The 17,615-nt window shown below is 71.3% G+C and carries 16 protein-coding genes; 5 read left to right on the plus strand and 11 right to left on the minus strand.

From position 1 onward, the window contains the following. Positions 1 to 3: 3 nt before the first annotated feature. Positions 4 to 900, minus strand: coding sequence for a lipoyl synthase (gene lipA / locus AB0G10_RS19740; protein ID WP_360924938.1), 897 nt, complete (start codon positions 898 to 900; stop codon positions 4 to 6). A gap of 308 nt (positions 901 to 1,208) precedes the next feature. On the opposite strand from lipA, the gene aspS reads away from it, so the two are divergent. Continuing rightward, complete coding sequence (gene aspS / locus AB0G10_RS19745; RefSeq protein ID WP_360923309.1) at positions 1,209 to 2,441, plus strand: aspartate--tRNA(Asn) ligase; 1,233 nt, start codon at positions 1,209 to 1,211, stop codon at positions 2,439 to 2,441. Positions 2,442 to 2,497: 56 nt separating this feature from the next. Here the strand turns inward: aspS and AB0G10_RS19750 are convergent, their stop codons facing one another. The 6 genes from AB0G10_RS19750 to lpdA all read right to left on the minus strand — a co-directional run bounded on the left by AB0G10_RS19750 (position 2,498) and on the right by lpdA (position 9,650). Further along, a complete protein-coding gene (locus AB0G10_RS19750) occupies positions 2,498 to 2,662 on the minus strand; it encodes a peptide ABC transporter substrate-binding protein (RefSeq protein WP_360923312.1) in 165 nt (54 codons plus the stop codon). After that, positions 2,662 to 3,291, minus strand: a complete 630-nt coding sequence (lipB, locus tag AB0G10_RS19755) for a lipoyl(octanoyl) transferase LipB (RefSeq protein WP_360923315.1) — start codon at positions 3,289 to 3,291, stop codon at positions 2,662 to 2,664. Before lipB ends, AB0G10_RS19750 begins: the two co-directional genes overlap by 1 nt. Positions 3,292 to 3,305: 14 nt before the next feature. After that, positions 3,306 to 5,174: a DUF2079 domain-containing protein gene (locus AB0G10_RS19760; RefSeq protein ID WP_360923318.1), complete on the minus strand. Its 1,869-nt coding sequence runs from the start codon at positions 5,172 to 5,174 to the stop codon at positions 3,306 to 3,308. Between the two features lie 172 nt (positions 5,175 to 5,346). Then, positions 5,347 to 6,264, minus strand: a complete 918-nt coding sequence (locus tag AB0G10_RS19765) for a TIGR01777 family oxidoreductase (protein ID WP_360923321.1) — start codon at positions 6,262 to 6,264, stop codon at positions 5,347 to 5,349. Between the two features lie 86 nt (positions 6,265 to 6,350). Continuing rightward, positions 6,351 to 8,219, minus strand: a complete 1,869-nt coding sequence (sucB, locus tag AB0G10_RS19770; protein ID WP_360923324.1) for a 2-oxoglutarate dehydrogenase, E2 component, dihydrolipoamide succinyltransferase — start codon at positions 8,217 to 8,219, stop codon at positions 6,351 to 6,353. 39 nt (positions 8,220 to 8,258) lie between these two features. After that, entirely contained in the window at positions 8,259 to 9,650 is a 1,392-nt protein-coding gene (gene lpdA / locus AB0G10_RS19775) for a dihydrolipoyl dehydrogenase (RefSeq protein WP_360923327.1), read from the minus strand. Between the two features lie 163 nt (positions 9,651 to 9,813). Between lpdA and AB0G10_RS19780 the strand changes: the two genes are divergently transcribed. Next, a complete protein-coding gene (locus tag AB0G10_RS19780; RefSeq protein ID WP_360923330.1) occupies positions 9,814 to 10,128 on the plus strand; it encodes a hypothetical protein in 315 nt (104 codons plus the stop codon). Here AB0G10_RS19780 and AB0G10_RS19785 read toward each other — a convergent pair. After that, positions 10,125 to 11,657: a leucyl aminopeptidase gene (locus AB0G10_RS19785; protein WP_360923333.1), complete on the minus strand. Its 1,533-nt coding sequence runs from the start codon at positions 11,655 to 11,657 to the stop codon at positions 10,125 to 10,127. The genes AB0G10_RS19780 and AB0G10_RS19785 overlap by 4 nt on opposite strands. 122 nt (positions 11,658 to 11,779) lie before the next feature. On the opposite strand from AB0G10_RS19785, the gene gcvT reads away from it, so the two are divergent. Further along, positions 11,780 to 12,871, plus strand: a complete 1,092-nt coding sequence (gcvT, locus tag AB0G10_RS19790; RefSeq protein WP_360923336.1) for a glycine cleavage system aminomethyltransferase GcvT — start codon at positions 11,780 to 11,782, stop codon at positions 12,869 to 12,871. A 152-nt stretch (positions 12,872 to 13,023) separates the two neighbouring features. Here gcvT and AB0G10_RS19795 read toward each other — a convergent pair whose 3' ends face one another. Together AB0G10_RS19795 and AB0G10_RS19800 are read right to left on the minus strand one after the other, a co-directional pair. Next, positions 13,024 to 13,761 (minus strand): adenosylcobinamide-GDP ribazoletransferase, encoded by a 738-nt coding sequence (locus AB0G10_RS19795; RefSeq protein WP_360923339.1) that lies wholly within the window; start codon positions 13,759 to 13,761, stop codon positions 13,024 to 13,026. Then, positions 13,754 to 15,514 carry a bifunctional adenosylcobinamide kinase/adenosylcobinamide-phosphate guanylyltransferase gene (locus AB0G10_RS19800; protein WP_360923342.1) on the minus strand — a complete coding sequence of 587 codons (1,761 nt, stop codon included), beginning with the start codon at positions 15,512 to 15,514 and terminating at the stop codon, positions 13,754 to 13,756. The genes AB0G10_RS19795 and AB0G10_RS19800 overlap by 8 nt, the downstream gene beginning before the upstream one ends. An 82-nt stretch (positions 15,515 to 15,596) precedes the next feature. On the opposite strand from AB0G10_RS19800, the gene AB0G10_RS19805 reads away from it, so the two are divergent. Both AB0G10_RS19805 and AB0G10_RS19810 read left to right on the plus strand, forming a co-directional pair. Beyond that, positions 15,597 to 15,794 (plus strand): hypothetical protein, encoded by a 198-nt coding sequence (locus tag AB0G10_RS19805; protein WP_360923345.1) that lies wholly within the window; start codon positions 15,597 to 15,599, stop codon positions 15,792 to 15,794. A gap of 1 nt (position 15,795) precedes the next feature. Further along, a complete protein-coding gene (locus AB0G10_RS19810; protein WP_360923348.1) occupies positions 15,796 to 16,620 on the plus strand; it encodes a site-2 protease family protein in 825 nt (274 codons plus the stop codon). Here the strand turns inward: AB0G10_RS19810 and AB0G10_RS19815 are convergent. After that, complete coding sequence (locus AB0G10_RS19815) at positions 16,617 to 17,615, minus strand: aldo/keto reductase family protein (RefSeq protein WP_360923351.1); 999 nt, start codon at positions 17,613 to 17,615, stop codon at positions 16,617 to 16,619. The genes AB0G10_RS19810 and AB0G10_RS19815 overlap by 4 nt on opposite strands.

Genomic DNA, 17,615 nt, shown 5'->3' on the forward strand with positions numbered 1-17,615 from the left:
AGATCAGCCCCGGGCTTCCAGGGCCTGCTTGTAGAGGCGGCCGGCCCGGTAGGAGGAGCGGACCAGCGGGCCGGACATCACGCCGGCGAAACCGATCTGCTCGGCCTCCTCGCGGAGTTCGACGAACTCCTCCGGCTTCACCCAGCGCTCGACCGGGTGGTGGCGCGGGGTGGGACGCAGGTATTGCGTGATGGTGATGAGCTCGCAGCCGGCCGCGTGCAGGTCGCGGAGGGCGGCGGAGATCTCGGCGCGCTCCTCGCCCATGCCCAGGATCAGGTTGCTCTTGGTGACCAGGCCGGCCGCGCGGGCCTGCGTGATCACGTCGAGGGAGCGCTCGTAGCGGAAGCCGGGGCGGATGCGCTTGAAGATGCGCGGGACCGTCTCGACGTTGTGCGCGAGGACCTCGGGCGTGGCGCCGAAGACCTCGGCGAGCTGCGCGGGCTCGGCGTTGAAGTCGGGGATCAGCAGCTCGACGCCGCAGCCCGGCTGAAGCTTGTGGATCTGCCGGACGGTTTCGGCGTAGAGCCAGGCTCCGCCGTCGGGCAGGTCGTCGCGGGCGACGCCGGTGACCGTGGCGTAGCGCAGGCCCATCGTGGCGACGGACTCGCCGACCCGGCGGGGCTCGTCGGCGTCGAACTCGGCGGGCTTGCCGGTGTCGATCTGGCAGAAGTCGCAGCGGCGGGTGCACTGGTCGCCACCGATGAGGAAGGTGGCTTCGCGGTCTTCCCAGCACTCGTAGATGTTGGGACAGCCGGCCTCCTGGCAGACCGTGTGCAGACCCTCTTTCTGGACCAGACCACGCATCTGCGTGTATTCAGGGCCCATCTTCGCCTTGACTTTGATCCACGGCGGCTTCCGCTCGATGGGAGTTTCGGCGTTGCGCGCCTCGATGCGCAGCATGCGGCGGCCCTCGGGAGCAATAGTCACAACCCCGAGGTTACGCCGGAGAGCGCCGGGCGTATCGCGTGGGCGACGAGGCTCACGTGGGCGTTTGTGTGACGGCGCTCACCAGTGCCCGGTAAATGGCGTGCGAGCGCGGGAAGCACTCCGTTAACCTGCCCGTCACGGCAGTGATGGGAGTGACGCCCCGGAGCCGAGCACGACAAGAGGCGCTTGCGAAAAGCGTGAAGGTGCGGTGGTACCGCGAGGATCCCGCTCGCCCGCACCTCCCTGGGGCCGCGTTGCAGTCACAGAGGAGGTCCACAGCCATGCAACGCATCCTCTCTATCCAGCTAAAAGAGCATAAAGGCGAAAAAGTCCGGATTGCCGGTTGGGTCCATCGTGTACGCCGGCTCAAGAGCGTGACGTTCCTGATCGTCCGGGACGTCGAAGGGCTCAGCCAGGTCGTGACCACCGAGGCGATCGAGATCCCGGAGGGCTCCGTCGTCGAGGTCACCGGCATCGTGACCGCAACCGGCCAGGTCGAGCTGACGTCGCCCGAGATCAGGGTTCTCAGCGGGGTCGACGTACCCCTGCCCTTCGAAATGCATCGGCCCGTGCTGAGCGCGGGCCTGAACACCCAGCTCGACCACGCCGCCCTGGCGCTGCGGCACCCGGCCCGCGCGCTGAACCTCAGGATCGCCGCGGCCGCCACCGCAGGCTTCCGGAAGGCGCTGGAGGAGCAGCGGTTCGTCGAGATCCAGACGCCGAAGATCGTGGAGTCGGCGACCGAGTCCGGGGCGAACGTCTTCCAGCTCGACTACTTCGGACGGCCGGCCTACCTCGCCCAGTCGCCGCAGTTCTTCAAACAGCTCATGGTCGGCGTCTTCGAGCGGGTCTTCGAGGTCGGTCCGGTGTTCCGGGCCGAGCCGAGCGACACGGCGCGGCACCTCGCGCAGTACACCTCACTCGACGCCGAGATGGGTTTCATCGAAGACCACCGGGACGTCATGCGCGCCCTCACGGGAACGCTGAACGGCATGTTCGCCGAGGTCACCGCCCGGACCGGGTTCGTGACGCCGGAGGTGCCGGCCGAGATCCCGGCGGTGCACTTCACCGAGGCGCTGCGGATCGCCGGCGCGCCCGAGGACGAGCCCGACCTGGCGCCGGCGCACGAGCGGGCCCTCGGCGAGTGGGCGCTGCGCGAGCACGGGTCCGCGTTCGTCTACGTGACCGGATATCCGATGCGGAAGCGGCCGTTCTACACGCATCCGTCGCCGGACCCGGTCCACTCGAACGGCTTCGACCTGCTGTTCAAGGGCCTCGAGATCGTCACCGGCGGGCAGCGGCTGCACCGCTACGAGGACTATGTGGAGGCGCTCGGGCGGGCCGGTGAGCCGATCGAGCCGTACCGCGGCTACCTCGACGGATTCCGCTACGGCATGCCGCCGCACGGCGGGTGGGCGATCGGCCTGGAACGGCTGGTGGCACGACTGGTCGGCGCCGTCAACGTCCGCGAGGTGACGGCGTTCCCCCGGGACCTGCAGCGGCTCGCGCCCTAGATCAAAACCATCATGGGTACGAGGGGAGGCTTCCCCTCGTACCCATGAAAGGCTCTTCAGAGGAACACCGCGATGGTCACCACCGCGACGATGGCGAACGGGACGATCGTGGTGCAGACCAGGATCGTCCAAGCGATCGGGTGACCGAAATTGAGCACCACCCCGCCGCTCTTGGTCGGCACGAAGACGCGTTTGTCCTGGGAATTACGGTAGAGCGCCATCAGAACAGCGTCTTCAGGTGTCGCTCGACCACCGGCATGACCTCGGCGACCGGCACCGGGCGGCCGACCTCGGCGCTCAGCGACGTCACGCCGGCGTCGCGGATGCCGCAGGGGATGAAGCGGTTGAAGTTGGACAGGTCGCAGTCGCAGTTCAGCGCGAAGCCGTGCAGCGTCACGCCCCGGGCCACCCGGATGCCGATCTGCGCGATCTTCCGGTCGAGACCGCCGTCGGTCGCTTTGATCCAGGCGCCGCTGCGGCCGTCGACGCGCTCGGCGGTCACCCCGAACTCGGCGCAGACGTCGATCAGCATCTGCTCGACGCGGCGCACGTAGGCCACCACGTCGACGGGATCGGGCAGCTTGATGATCGGGTAGCCGACGATCTGACCCGGACCGTGCCAAGTGATCTTGCCGCCGCGGTCGACGTCGACGACGGGGGTGCCGTCGAAGGGCCGGTCGGCGGGCTCGGTGCGCTTGCCCGCGGTGAAGACGCTCGGGTGCTCCAGCAGCAGGATCGTGTCCGGCCGGGAACCGTCGGCGACCGCCTCGTGCACGCGTTTCTGCTCCTCCCACGCCTCGACGTAGTCGACCAGGCCGGGGCGGAGGACGGTCAGCACATCAGTAGTCACAGCCTTCAGACTACTCACTGATCGACCGGGTCGACCCCTGGGCGGATCCGCCACAGGAGCACGTCGTCGACCCGTTCCGGCTCGCCGAGCAGGTCGGTCGCGGCGGTCAGCACGGCCTGGCGGAACAGCGTCTTGTGGTCCGAGCCGGTGATCTCGTCGGCCAGGAAGACCGCCTCGACGCCCCAGTAGGCGAAGTCGGAGCGGGCACGGTCCCGGTCGGCGTTGGTGAGGCGCGGCACGTAGCCGTAGAGCGCGGCCCGGGTGAACAGCCAGTCGGTGGCCTGCGGCGGGGCGCCGATCCGCCCCATCTCCTTCTTCCCGGCCTCACCCGTGGTCATCGGGCCGAGGAAGTAGCCGTCCGGGATGCGGAACTGGGCGCCGCCGCGGGCCATCGTGTAGGCCTGCCAGCGCTGCCCGTCGGCGTGCACGTTGAGGGCGAACGGCAGCGCGGTGAGCACGCCGTTCTCGCTGACGTACTGCTGCCAGGTGCCGTTCGCGATGAAGTCGGGCTCGGCCGAGCGCTCCTGGATCCGCAGGGGGAGTGGGAGGATCGGGACGAGGCTGACGGCGAGGGCGCCTGCGATGGTGATTTTCCGATTTTTCGGAAATGTCGGGATTTTGTCTACCAGGAATGCCAGCAGGATGCCGAAGACGCCGACCAGGGCGAGCGCGAACCGCAGCGGCAGCGCCGAGTCGAAGAGCGGCAGGTAGGCGAGGCCGGCGTAGGGGAGCGGGATGGGCGTCTCGGCGCCGCCCCAGTTGAACCGCGGTCCCCACGACAGGATCATGAAGGCCAGCCCGGTCACGCCGACGGCCCGCAGGGTGGCGCGGCGGCCCGGGTCCGCGCGCTTCCAGAGGATCACGAACGCGACGACCATCAAGATCATCATGGGTACGCCGAAGAAGGACGTCTCCTCGGTGGCGTTCGGCCCCAGGTCGGAGCCGAGGCCGAAGAGGGCGGCCACCGACCGGCTCGCATACGAGAAGTACGCGGCCACGTCCTCGACGAAGTAGCGCTGGTTGAAGCCGGTGCCGGAGAACGTCTGCGGGCCGGCGAAGTGCATGTAGAGCGGGTACGCCAGCAGCGCCCCGGCGACCACGGCGGCCACCCCGAGCGCCTTCACGACCGTTCCTAGCGCCGCGAGGGCCTCGTGCCGTACCGCCCTGGCGCACGACCACACGCCGATGAAGATGCCGCTCGCGATCGCGACGTAGAACAGGCCCTCCGGCGCCACCGAGAAGCCGATCGCGAGCGCGAGGCCGAGCAGCAGGCCGTTGCGCAGCCAGCGGCCCTCCTCGCGCAGCTTCATGACCCGCCAGAGCACGAACGGCGCGACCCAGCCGGCCGACCAGTTCAGGTGGCCGTTCGCGTGCGCCACGAAGCCGGGCGCGAACCCGCAGAACATGCCGGCGAGGCCGGCCGCGAACGGCGACACGGCGAGCCAGCGGCGGAAGAACAGGTACCAGGCGAAGGCCGAGCCGGCGAGGTTCAGGGTGAGGATGGTCACGAAGGTGACCTGGGGGCCGGCCAGGTGGGTCAGCGGCGCGAAGAGCACCGTGTAGACCGTGATCGACGTGTTCGCCGCGAGGTTCACGCCGAGCGGCGCGTTCATCATGTGCGTGAAGTACGGATCCGAGCCGTTGCCCAGCATGTAGACGCCGTAGCCCAGCAGCCATTCGAACCACGCCTGGTCGCCGACGTTGTCCGCGAGGACGTGCCGGTACGGGTCGCGCCACAGCCCGCTCGTCACGTAGACGGCGAGGGCCAGCGCGATCAGCGCGACGGTGAGGTGGGCGCGCCACGGCCGGGATCCCGGTCGTGCGGAGACCGGATTCGCGGGCGGGTCGGCGGAGGCTGCGGGTGCGGGGGCGGCGACGGACATCAGGCGCAGGTTAGCAAGAGCGCGCCTGGCATCCGGGGGCCCACAGCGCCTTCACGGCCAAATCTCAGGGAACCGTTGCGTGACCGCCGCCGAACGGGCTTCAGGGAACCGTCGCGTGACCGCCGCCGAACGGGCTTTAGGGAACCGTCGCGTGACCGCCGCCGAACGGGCTTTAGGGAACCGTCGCGTGGCCGCCGCCGAAGGAGGCGGCCAGCGCCGCGCCGATCGTCGGGTAGGCCCAGGCGAAGCCGGCGCCGGACAGCACCCCCGGCAGCACCCGCTGGCTGCGCTGCGCCTCCCCGGCCAGCTCGCCGATCGCCAGGTCGAGCACCGGCCCGGGGATCGCGAGCAGCGCCGGCCGGTTCAGCTCGCGCGCCAGGGCCTGGGTGAAGTCGGCGTTGCGCACCGGGTTCGGCGCGACCACGTTGACCGGGCCGGCCACGTCCTCTCGCTCGAGCAGGAACTCCGCGGCGTTCAGCCAGTCGGCGAGGGCCACCCACGCCATCCACTGCCGGCCGCCGCCGATCCGGGCGCCGGCGCCCAGCTTGAACGGCAGCAGCAGCGGCTTGACCAGGGAACCCGAGGCGTCGATCGCCGGGGCGGTGCGCAGCAGCACCACGCGCACGCCGGCGTCCTCGGCCGGCCGGGCCGCGGCCTCCCACACCCGGCACAGGTCGGCCAGGAACGTGGTGCCGGCCGGCGCCTCCTCGGTGACGGCCTGCTCGCCGGTGTCGCCGTACCACCCCACGCCGGAGGACTGGAGCAGGGCGCGTGGCCGGTCGGCCTCGGGGAGCTGCTTGAGGGTCCGGGCGATGGTGTCGGTGGTGTTCAGCCGGCTGGCGCGCAGCACCCGCTTGTAGCGGGCGGTCCAGCGGTGGTCGCCGACGTTCGCGCCGGACAGGTTGATCACCGCGTCCGCGCCGGCCAGCACGGCGGCGTCGAGCCGGCCCTGATCCGGGTCCCAGGTGGCCTCGCCCGGGCCGGACGCCGGGCGGCGCACCAGCCGGGTGACGTCGTGGCCGCTCTGGCGCAGCCGGTCCGTGAGCCGGGTGCCGAGGAAGCCCGAGGCGCCGGACATGACGATCCGCATGTACCGATTCTTTCCCGGAGATCCCGTGCTGACAAACGGAACGGGGCACGCCTTTTCGGCGTGCCCCGTTCTCGATACCGCTGTGCTTACAGACCGAGCTCCGCCTCGAAGTGGCCGGCCTCCAGCCGCTCCTTCAGCGTGCCGAGGAAGCGGGCGGCGTCGGCGCCGTCCACGATCCGGTGGTCGTAGCTGAGGGCCAGGTAGACCATCGAGCGCGGCGCGATGATCTCGCCGAGCTCGGGGTCGTTGACGATGACCGGGCGCTTCACGACCGCGCCGAGGCCGAGGATGCCGACCTGCGGCTGGTTGATGATCGGGGTGTCGAAGAGCGCGCCCCGGCTGCCGGTGTTGGTCAGCGTGAACGTGCCGCCGCCGATCTCGTCCGGCCCGATCTTGTTGTTGCGGGTGCGGTCCGCGAGGTCCGCGATCCGCTTGGCCAGACCGCCGAGGTTCAGGTCGCCGGCGTCCTTGATGACCGGGACGACCAGGCCCTTCGGCGCGTCCACCGCGATGCCGAGGTGCTCGGCGCCGTGGTAGGTGACCGTGCCGGCCTCGACGTCGATCGAGGAGTTGACGACCGGGTGCTGCTGCAGCGCCTCGACCGTGGCCAGGGCGAAGAACGGCAGGAAGGTGAGCTTCACGCCGTGCTTGGCCTGGAAGTCGGCCTTCGCCTTGTTCCGCAGGTTGGCGATCTTGGTGACGTCCACCTCGACCACCGTGGTGAGCTGCGCCGAGACCTGGAGCGACTCGACCATGCGCCGGGCGATGGTGGCCCGGATGCGGGTGAGCTTCTCGGTGCGGCCGCGCAGCGGGCTCGGCTCGGCCTTCGGGGCGGCCTTCGCAGCCGGAGCAGCGGTGGCGGGCGCCGCGGCCGGAGCCGGGGCGGCCTTGGCGGCGGCCGCCTTCTCGGCGGCGTCCAGCACGTCCTGCTTGCGGATGCGGCCGCCGACGCCGGTGCCGGTCAGGCTGGACAGGTCCACGCCCTTCTCGGCGGCCAGCTTGCGGACCAGCGGCGTGACGTAACCGGCGTCGCCGGCGCCGTTCGACTTGACCGTCTCGGCGGCCGGGGCGGCCGGCTGAGACGGAGCGGCCGGCTGCGACGAGGCCGCGGGCTGCTTCGTCTCGGCCGCGGGCGACGGGGTCGCGTAGGACTCGCCGATCTGCGGGGCCGGAGCCGACTCGATCCGCGGCTGCGGAGCCGGGGCCTCCTGCTTCGGGGCCTCCTGCTTGGGGGCCTCCTGCTTCGGCTCGGGCTTGGGCTCCGGCTTCGGCGCGGGCGCCTCCTGCTTGGCGGGAGCGCCGCTGCCGATGACGGCGAGCACGGCGCCGACCTCGGCGGTCTCGTCCTCGGCGACCTTGATCTCGAGGACCGTGCCGGCGACCGGCGACGGGATCTCGGTGTCGACCTTGTCGGTGGAGACCTCGAGCAGCGGCTCGTCGGCCTCGACGGTCTCGCCGACCTGCTTGAGCCAGCGGGTCACGGTGCCCTCGGTGACGCTCTCACCGAGCGCGGGCAGCTTGACCTCAGTGCCCTCGCCCGAACCGGCGGACGCGGTCTGCGGCGCGGGGGTCTCCTCCTCGACCGGCTTCTCGGTCGACGGCGTGTTCAGCGCGGCGGGCTCGGGCTCCTCGGCCTGCTCCTCCTGCTGCTGGGCGGGCTGCTGCTGGGCGGGCTGTTCCTGGGCGGGCGCGGGCTCCGACGAACCGGCGTCCTCGCCGTCACCGGCGATGACGGCGAGCTCGCTGCCGACCTCGGCGGTCTCGTCCTCGCCGACCACGATCCGGGACAGCACGCCCGCGGCGGGCGACGGGATCTCGGTGTCGACCTTGTCGGTGGAGACCTCGAGCAGCGGCTCGTCGGCTTCGACGCGCTCGCCCTCCTGCTTGAGCCAGCGCGTGACGGTGCCCTCGGTGACGCTCTCACCCAGCCGCGGCATGGTTACCGATACCGGCATTTTTCCCCAAACTCCTTAAGAACGATCGGATCGCTGGAATCAGCTGTGCGCGTGCAGGGGCTTGCCCGCGAGCGCGAGGAAGGCCTCGCCCAGCGCCTCGTTCTGCGTCGGGTGGGCGTGTACGAGCTGGGCGACCTCCTCCGGGAAGGCCTCCCAGTTGTAGATGAGCTGCGCCTCGCCGACGAGCTCACCCATCCGGGCGCCGACCATGTGGACGCCGACCACCGGGCCCTCGTTGACCCGGACCAGCTTCACGAAGCCCGCGGTCTTGAGGATCTGGCTCTTGCCGTTGCCGCCGAGGTTGTAGTTGTACGTCGAGACCTTGTCCGCGCCGTACTTCTCCTTGGCCTTCGCCTCGGTGAGACCCATCGAAGCGACCTCGGGGTCGGAGTAGGTGACCCGCGGGATGCCGGCCTCGTCGATCACGGCCGGGTTCTGGCCGGCGATCTCCTCGGCGACGAAGATGCCCTGCTGGAAGCCGCGGTGCGCGAGCTGGAGGCCGGGGACGATGTCGCCGACGGCGTAGATGTTGCCGACGCCGGTGTGCAGCCGCTCGTTGACGATCACGAAGCCGCGGTCGAGCGTGATGCCCTGCTGCTCGTAGCCGAGGTTCGCGGTGACCGGGCCGCGGCCGACCGCGACCAGCAGCACCTCGGCCTCGAGGGTCTCGCCGCCGGCGATGGTCACCTTGACGCCGTTGTCGGTCTTCTCGACCTTCTCGAACGGCTTGCCGACCTTGAAGTTGATCTTCCGCTTGCGGAACGCGCGCTCGACCTGCTTCGAGATCTCCTCGTCCTCCGCGGCGACCAGGCGGGGCAGGGCCTCGATGATCGTGACGTCGGCGCCGAACGACTTCCAGACGCTGGCGAACTCGACGCCGATCACGCCGCCGCCCAGCACGATGGCCGAGGACGGGACGCGGTCCATCTTGAGGCCGTGCTCGCTGGTGATCACCCGGGTGCCGTCGACGTCGAGGCCGGGCAGGGTGCGCGAGTAGGAGCCGGTCGCGAGGATGATGTTGCGGCCGGTGTAGCGCTGGCCGTTCACCTCCACGGTGTCCTTGCCGACGAGCTTGCCCTCGCCCTGCACCACCGTGATGTTCTTGTTGTGGGTGAGCAGACCGGTCAGGCCCTTGTAGAGGCGGCTGACCACGCCGTCCTTGTACGAGTTGACCCCGGCCATGTCGATGCCGACGAGGTCGGCCTTGACGCCGAACTGCTCGCTCTCGCGGGTCTGGTCGGCGATCTCGGCGGCGTGCAGCAGCGCCTTGGTCGGGATGCATCCGCGGTGCAGGCAGGTCCCGCCCAGTTCGGCCTTGTCGATCAAGGCCACCTTGAGGTCGAGTTCCGCCGCACGCAACGCGGCCGCGTACCCACCGCTGCCGGCGCCGAGAATGACGATGTCGAAGGTTCCGCCGTTGGGCTGGCTCACGTTGACTCCAGTGGTCGCATCGTCTCCGTGTGGGTCACACAATGGAAACGGTCACAGTCCCGTCACCGACATCTTGTCACTTGCGGACCCGGTCAATGCAGTCAGGTGCCCCTGAACTCGGCGCGTCGCCGTACGCTTGACGGATTGCGAGCAGGGAGGCGTAGTGGCTTGGTTTCGGCGACGCGGGAAGTCCGGTGGCCCCAGCAGCCGGCGGGTTGACCAGGCCGATCTGGATCATCTTACGCAATTCGTGAGGTCGAAGCGCGGTGTTGAGGCATTCATCGAACCGCAGACCACAGTGACCGAGACCACGCTGTTGCTTGTCGCACACGACGGCGAGTGGACCCGCCGCCGCATCGAGTCGCCCGAGGTCGCGCGGCGGTTCGCCCACCAGCTCTCGCTGCCGATCTACGACGTCAAGCTGATGGGCTACCCGCAACGCATGCGCGACTACAACGAGCGCCAGAAACGCGCCTAGAGGTTGTCGATGAGCTGGAGGAAGGTCCGCACCGGAACGCCGGTGCCGCCCTTGGTCCAGTACCCGTTCGCCTCGCCGGTGTGGTAACTCGGGCCGGCGATGTCGATGTGCGCCCACTCGACCCCCTCGGCCACGAACTCCCGCAGGAACACGCCGCCCTGCAGCATGTGCCCGGCCCGGTCCAGGTTCGCGTTGGTCTGGCAGATGTCGGCGATCTCCGACTCCATGCCCTTGCGGACGTCGTCCGGCAGCGGCATCCGCCAGGCCGGCTCGCCGACCACGGCGCCGGCCGCCTCGACCAGCGCGGTGGCCTCGTCCGAGCCCATCAGGCCGGCGATCCGCTTGCCGAGCGAGATGACCTGCCCACCGGTCAGGGTGGACGCCTCGAAGAGGTAGTCGGTGCCGTCGGCGCAGGCCCGCGCCATCGCGTCGCCGAGCACCATCCGGCCCTCGGCGTCGGTGTTGAACACCTCGACCCGCTTGCCGTTGAACATGGTGATGACGTCGCCCGGGCGGTACGCCGAACCGGACGGCATGTTCTCGGCGATAGCGAGGTACCCGGAGACCGCGACGCCCGGCTTCAGCGCGGCGATCGCCAGCATCGTGGCGCCGACCGCTGCCGCACCGGCCATGTCGGACTTCATCTCCCACATGCCGGCGGCCGGCTTGATGCTGACGCCGCCGGTGTCGAAGGTGATGCCCTTGCCGACCAGCGCGACGCGCTTCGGGTCGGTCACGCCCTCCGGCGTGTAGCTGAGCTTGACCAGGCGCGGCGGGGCCTCCGAGCCCTGGCCGACCGCGACGATGCCGCCGTACCCGCCGGCCTTGAGCTGCTCGAAGTCGAGCACCTCGACCTCCAGGCCGGTGCCCTCGGCGGCCGCGGCGACGCGGTCGGCGAAGTCGGCCGGGCGCAGCACGTTCGGCGGCTCGTTGACCCAGTCGCGGGTGAGGCGGACGGCGCGGGCCACCACCTCGGCGCGGCGGACCTCGGCCCGCGCGGTCTCGTCGGCCGCGTCCGGCACGTGCAGCTGCAGGTCGGCGACCGGGTCGCGGCGGCCCTTCTGCGGCTTCGTCTTGTAACCGGCGAACCGGTAGCCGCCGAGCAGCGCGCCCTCCAGGACGGCGCGCAGCACCGGGGCGGCGTCCGCGTCGTCGGCGGACGGCAGGGCCAGGGCGACGGTACGGCTGCCGGCCAGCGCGCGGACCGCGGCGCCCGCGCCACGGCGCAGGGTCTCCAGATCGGGGGCGGGGCCGGTCGGCTCGTTGCCGAGGCCGACCGCGACGAGCAGGGGCGCGGACACCGTGCCGAGCGTGGCGAGCTTGGTCACCTCACCGGGCGCGCCGCTCGCGCCGAGCAGAGCCAGCGTCGCGGTCAGCTTGCCGTCGAACGCCGCGGCGATGCTCTCGGCGCCGGCGGCGGGCAGCAGCGCGCCGTCCTCGTCGGGCTGGCTGTGCAGGCCGATGACGATGGCATCGACCGCCAATTCGGCCGGGTCGGTGTCGACCAGGCTGAGGCTGGGCTGGGTCACTCGGGCACTCCGGGACTCGTGGGGCCGGTGCGCTACCGGTGGGCGCGCTCCCGGCTGGTGGGAAAGCAAGTGCTGTCCCCGCGACTCTAACCACCACCAAGGTCACCGGTAAGTTGAGTCTCATGTCTGCCGAGCTTCTGCACTCCCCGCTGCACGAACGCCACGCCGCGCTGGGGGCGAAGTTCGCCTCCTTCGGAGGCTGGGACATGCCGATCGAGTACGCCGGCGGCGGAGTCCTGCGCGAGCACGCGGCTGTCCGCGAGGGCGTCGGCGTGTTCGACGTCTCGCACCTCGGCAAGGCCCGGGTGCGCGGCGCCGGGGCGGCCGCCTTCGTGAACTCCTGCCTCACCAACGACCTCGGGCGCATCCGTCCCGGCCAGGCGCAGTACACGCTCTGCTGCGACGAGTCCGGCGGCGTGGTGGACGACCTGATCGCCTACCTCTACGGCGACGACCACGTCTTCCTCATCCCGAACGCGGCGAACACGGCCGAGGTGGTCCGCCGCCTGACCGCCGCCGCGCCGGACGGGATCACCGTGACCGACGAGCACCGGTCGCACGCGGTCCTCGCCGTGCAGGGCCCGCGCTCGGCCGAGGTGCTGACGAAGCTCGGTCTGCCGACCGGGCACGACTACATGTCGTTCGACGGAGCCACCGTGAACGGCGCCGAGCTGATCGTCTGCCGGACCGGGTACACCGGTGAGCACGGCTACGAGCTCGTGGTCGGGTGGGACGACGCCGGGGCGGTCTGGGACGCGCTGATCGAGGCCGGGGTGCGCCCCTGCGGCCTCGGCGCCCGGGACACCCTGCGGACCGAGATGGGTTACCCGCTGCACGGCCAGGAGCTCTCCCTGGACATCTCGCCGGTGCAGGCGCGCTCCGGATGGGCGGTCGGCTGGGACAAGCCGGCGTTCTGGGGCCGCGACGCGCTTCTCGCCGAGAAGGCCGCCGGACCCCGGCGCCAGCTCCGGGGATTGGAGATCACCGGGCGCGGGATCCCGCGTGGTCACATGCATGTGTACGAGGGGGAGAACCGGGTCGGCGAGACGACGAGCGGCACGTTCTCCCCGACCAGGAAGGTCGGCATCGCGCTGGCCCTCGTCGACACCGCCGCCGGTCTCCGCGAGGGCGACCCGGTCGAGGTCGACATCCGGGGCCGCCGGGTCGAGGCCAAGCTGGTGAAGCTGCCGTTCGTGACGCCGTCGGTCCGCTGACGTCCCAGGGCGGCCCCACAGTGTGTTGAGTTCGGGTTCGATCCGCACCCCGATTCAACACGTAACGTCGGGGTGCGCTGTGTGTGTTGAGTTCGGGTTCGGTTCGCGCCCCGGCTCAACACGCAACGTCGGGGTGCGCTGTGCGTGCGGGGTCAGGGGTTGAGGGTCAGCGCCAGCAGGGTCACTGTCGTCGCTGTCTCGGCTGCCGCGCCCAGGACGTCGCCGGTGATGCCGCCGAACCGACGTACGCAATGGCGCACCAGAAGGACCACCGCGAAGCTCGCGCAGGCGACGGCGACCGGCCCCTGCCACGGACGGCCCGGTGTCGCGGCAGCGGCCAGGGCCGCCACCAGGGCCGCGGCGGTCAGCACGATCGGCAGGGGCACGGTCGAGGCCACCATGGCGCCGAGACCCTCGGGCCGGGCGGCGGCAACGCCCTGGCGGCAGGCGATCGTGATGGCGAGACGGCCGGTGGCCCACGCCGTGATCACCATGAGCGGCGCCGCAGCGGTGAGGGTGGCGGCCTGGATCAGCAGCGTCGCGGCGATGGCCGCCACGCCGAACGGGCCGATGTCCGACTTCTTCATGATGTCCAGGGCGTCCGCGCCGGACCGGTAGGAGCCGAGCGCGTCCACCGTGTCGGCCAGGCCGTCCAGATGCAGGCCGCGGGTCAGCAGTGCCGCCGCCGTCACCGTGACGGCGCCGACGGCGAGCGCGGGCGATCCGAGCTGCCGCAGACCCTCGCCCACGGCCGCCAGGATCGCCCCCAGCAGCACGCCCACCAGCGGCGCCAGGGACATCGCCACGGCCGCCGTGTGCCGGTCCCAGCGACCGGCCCGCACCGGCAGGACGGTCAGGGTGGAGACCGCCAGCCGGAGCCCGTCAAACAACGTCGTCGGCGACGCTCTGCTCGGCCAGCATTCCCGGGTGCACCGGGAGCGCCGAGGCCAGGCCGATCGCGGTGCGCAGGGCCGGCAGCACGGCCAGGGCGTTCGCGCCCTCGCCGAGGTCCAGCCCGGTGCTCAGGACCGGGGTGAGGCCGAGGACGTCGGCGCCCTGCCGCACCAGCGCGAGCGTGCCCGCCTCGGGCAGCAGGCACCAGTGCCGGGTCTGCGACGCCAGGTCCCGCGCCACCAGGCCGGCCGCGATGCCGAGCGGGCCGTCCAGCAGCACCGGGATCCGGCGGGCCGCCGCGCCGAGCAGCACGCCGGTCGCCACGGCCAGGTCCGGGCCGCCCAGCTCGCGCAGGATGTCGGTGGCCCCGCGCGGCTCCTGGCGGATGCGGTGCAGCGCGTCCCGGATGGCCGCGCAGCGCACCATCCAGGCGTGGTCGTCGTACCGGCCGCCCGGCACCAGCACCCGCGGCAGCATGGCGACCGGCTCGGCGCCGGTCGTGGCCGCCAGCACGGCGGTGGCGACCGCCTCGAGGCCGGCGCCGAGGCCGGCCAGCAGGATCGCGTCCCGGCCCGCGTCGGCGGCGGCGTCGGCGAGCTGCCAGCCCCGGCGCAGCGCGGCCGCGACGGTCTCGTCGTCGGTGACCGGGCCGTCCTCCATGGCGGCCGACTCGCCGGCGCGCAGCACCGAGATGTCCGCGCCGGCCTCGCCAGCGAGCCGGCCCAGCAGGCCGCCGCCCCGCTCGGCGTCGGCGATCCGGCGCTCCAGGTCGGACGGGTCGGCGCCGGTCGCCGCGCCGCCCGCGTGGTCGCCGGCGATCAGCATGAGCCGCACCGCGGTCCACGGGCGCGGGGTGACGGTGTCCTGGGTGGCCGCCGCGAACTCGACCGCCTCGGCGAACGCGCCCAGGCCGGCGCCGGGGAGGTCGATGGTGGCGAGGCGCTCGCGGGCCTCCGGACCGGTCTCGCTGCTGGGCAGGGGGAGGTCCATGCCCGGGGCGATCTCGGTGAGGCCGGAGGAGACGAGGGGGAGCGCGGTGGTGGCGCCGGCCAGGACCGAGGCGAGGGGAGTGGTCTGATCCGCCTCCTGCGCGGGCTCTTCCACCTGCGGGGCCACCACGGTCGGCTCCGGCATCGCGGCGGGCGGCGGCGGGGGCGTCGACGGCATCGCCGGGGCCGGGCTCGGCTCCGGGCGGGGCGCGGGCGGTTCCTTCTTGAGCCAGGTCGCCTGGCCGGCCACCACGAGCGCGACGCCGTCGCATGCTCCGGCCAGTGCCTGGTTCGTCACACCGAGCGCGTCGGCGAACGCCCGCCCGACCGGGGTGACCGGCACGAGCGACAACCCCACCTCGGGGCTGACGAGCACGACGCGCGCCTCGGTGCCGCGCACCGCCTCGGCGAGCGCCGCCACGTCGGCCTCGTCGTCGTTGGGCTGGCGCGCCGGGTCGAGCACCGCCGCGACCCACCCGCCGAGGTCGTCGACGAGCAGCGTCTCGTCCGGCTTCGCCTCGGTGAGCAGGGCGGTGAGCCGGGCCGGGTCGGCGCCGGTCTCCTCGGTCGACCACGACTGCGGCCGGCGACGCTGATGCGCATCGATCCGCGCGAGCCATTCCGGGTCGTCCTCGCCGCCTACCGCGGTGGCGACGTACCGAACCGACGGCGCGTCTGCCACCAGGGATTCGGCGAACGCGGATTTGCCGGAGCGGATCCCGCCGAGCACCAGGACCGTGTTCCACCGATCTTCGGACATGCCCCGTACCTTAGAGCCGGTCCGCACGCCGTTACGCCGTAGGGTGGAAGCCCACCGACGGACTACGTGAGGGGGCGGCTCAATGCCGTGGAGTTGGCGGTACGAGGACGTCGACGGCAAGCCCGTCGAAGGACCGGCCGAGACGTTCAGCAGCCAGGCCGACGCCGAGTCGTGGATCGGGCAGGAGTGGCGTGAGCTGCAGAGCGCCGGGGTCACCACTGTCGTGCTGGTCGAGGACGACCGGGTCGACTATCAGATGAGCCTGTTGCCGGCGGACTGACGTGACATACGAACCGGTCTACACCCGGGCGCCGCGCAACGCTTTCGTGCCGAGCCCGGTCTTCGTCGGGATCGTCGCGGTCTTCGCGGTGAGCGGCTTCATGACCTGGACCCGATTCGGGAACGTCAAGCTCGACGTCTTCCTCTTCGTGATCTCGGGCTGGATCATCTCGCTCTGCCTGCACGAGTACGCACACGCGGTCACCGGCTACTTCTCCGGCGACCTGAGCGTGGCGGAACGGGGATACCTGCGGCTCAACCCGCTGAAGTACACCCACCCGCTGCTCTCCATCGTGCTGCCGGTGATCGTGGTGATCCTCGGCGGCATCGGCCTTCCCGGCGGCGCGGTCTGGGTCGACCACCGATACATCCGCAGCCGGCTCAAGGACTCGCTGATCAGCGCGGCCGGCCCGCTGACCAACGTGGTCCTCGCGCTGATCGTGGCGGTGCCGTTCCTGGCCGGGCTGGCCCCGGAGCTGTCCCCGACGGTCAGTGGGCAATACAGCCTGTCCGGCGCCGACCATCTGGAGTTCTGGGCGGCGCTCGCCCTGATCGCGTTCCTCCAGGTGACGGCGAGCGTGCTGAACTTCCTGCCGGTTCCGGGCCTCGACGGCGGCAGCATCATCGCGCCGTGGATGAGCCCGGCCTACCAGCGCGCGTGGAACCTCGTCGCCCCGTGGGGCTTCCTCCTGCTGTTCCTGCTGTTGTGGCAGACGCGGGTGGGCGAGTACTTCTACGACCTGGTGAACTGGCTGGCCGGGCTGATCAACGTGGATCCGTGGCTCTACGCCCTCGGATTCGACCTGATGAGGTTCTGGAGTAGTTAAGGCCGGTTCGCGGGGCTGGACGTCAGCGACGGGTCGCGGGTCACCACCGGGTCCACGATCTCGTCGATCGCCTTCAACAGGCCGGCGTCCAGCTCCACCCCGGAGGCCTTCACGTTGTCCCGGACCTGCTCGGGCCGGGACGCCCCGATGATCGCCGCCGAGACGTTCGGGTTCTGCAGCACCCAGGCGACGCCGAGCTGGGCCAGGGTGAGCCCGGCCTGGTCGGCGAGCGGCTGCAGCTGCTGCACCCGGGTCAGGACGTCGTCCTCCAGCCAGCGGGCGATGAACCCGGCGCCGGACTTCTCGTCGGTGGCCCGCGACCCGGACGGCGGCTGCTGACCCGGCTTGTACTTGCCGGTCAGCACACCCTGCGCGAGCGGTGACCAGACGATCTGGCCGAGACCCAGCTCGACCGAGGCCGGCACCACCTCGGCCTCGATGACCCGCCACAGCATCGAGTACTGCGGCTGGTTCGACACGAGGCGGATCCGCAGCTCGTCGGCGAGCGGCTTGGCCGCGCGGATCTGCTCGGCGCTCCACTCCGAGACGCCGATGTAGAGCGCCTTGCCCTGGCGGACCACGTCGGCGAACGCCTCCATGGTCTCCTCGAGCGGCGTGTGGTGGTCGTAGCGGTGCGCCTGGTAGAGGTCGACGTACCCGGTCCCTAGTCTTTTCAAAGAGCCGTCGATCGACTCCATGATGTGCTTGCGGGACAGGCCGCTGTCGTTCGCGCCCGGCCCGGTGCGCCAGTAGACCTTCGTGAAGATCTCCAGGCCTTCGCGGCGCTCGCCCTTCAGCGCCCGGCCCAGCACCTCCTCGGCGCGGGTGCCGGCGTAGACGTCCGCCGTGTCGAACGTGGTGATCCCCTCGTCGAGGGCCGCGCGCACGCAGGCGAGCGCGGCGTCCTCCTCGACCTGGGAGCCGTGGGTGATCCAGTTGCCGTAGGCGATCTCGCTGACCAGCAGGCCGGAGCGGCCGAGATGACGGTGTTTCAT

Origin of the sequence: Actinoplanes sp. NPDC023714 (genome assembly GCF_040639855.1) — a bacterium.
Taxonomy (GTDB): Bacteria; Actinomycetota; Actinomycetes; order Mycobacteriales; family Micromonosporaceae; genus Actinoplanes.

Coding starts and splice junctions, on each gene's coding strand:
- AB0G10_RS19750 (WP_360923312.1), bottom strand. CDS start 2,662: ATGGCGCTCTACCGTAATTCCCAGGACAAACGCGTCTTCGTGCCGACC.
- AB0G10_RS19760 (WP_360923318.1), bottom strand. CDS start 5,174: ATGTCCGTCGCCGCCCCCGCACCCGCAGCCTCCGCCGACCCGCCCGCG.
- AB0G10_RS19765 (WP_360923321.1), bottom strand. CDS start 6,264: ATGCGGATCGTCATGTCCGGCGCCTCGGGCTTCCTCGGCACCCGGCTC.
- sucB (WP_360923324.1), bottom strand. CDS start 8,219: ATGCCGGTATCGGTAACCATGCCGCGGCTGGGTGAGAGCGTCACCGAG.
- gcvT (WP_360923336.1), top strand. CDS start 11,780: ATGTCTGCCGAGCTTCTGCACTCCCCGCTGCACGAACGCCACGCCGCG.
- aspS (WP_360923309.1), top strand. CDS start 1,209: ATGCAACGCATCCTCTCTATCCAGCTAAAAGAGCATAAAGGCGAAAAA.
- AB0G10_RS19815 (WP_360923351.1), bottom strand. CDS start 17,615: ATGAAACACCGTCATCTCGGCCGCTCCGGCCTGCTGGTCAGCGAGATC.
- lipA (WP_360924938.1), bottom strand. CDS start 900: ATGCTGCGCATCGAGGCGCGCAACGCCGAAACTCCCATCGAGCGGAAG.
- AB0G10_RS19800 (WP_360923342.1), bottom strand. CDS start 15,514: ATGTCCGAAGATCGGTGGAACACGGTCCTGGTGCTCGGCGGGATCCGC.
- AB0G10_RS19805 (WP_360923345.1), top strand. CDS start 15,597: ATGCCGTGGAGTTGGCGGTACGAGGACGTCGACGGCAAGCCCGTCGAA.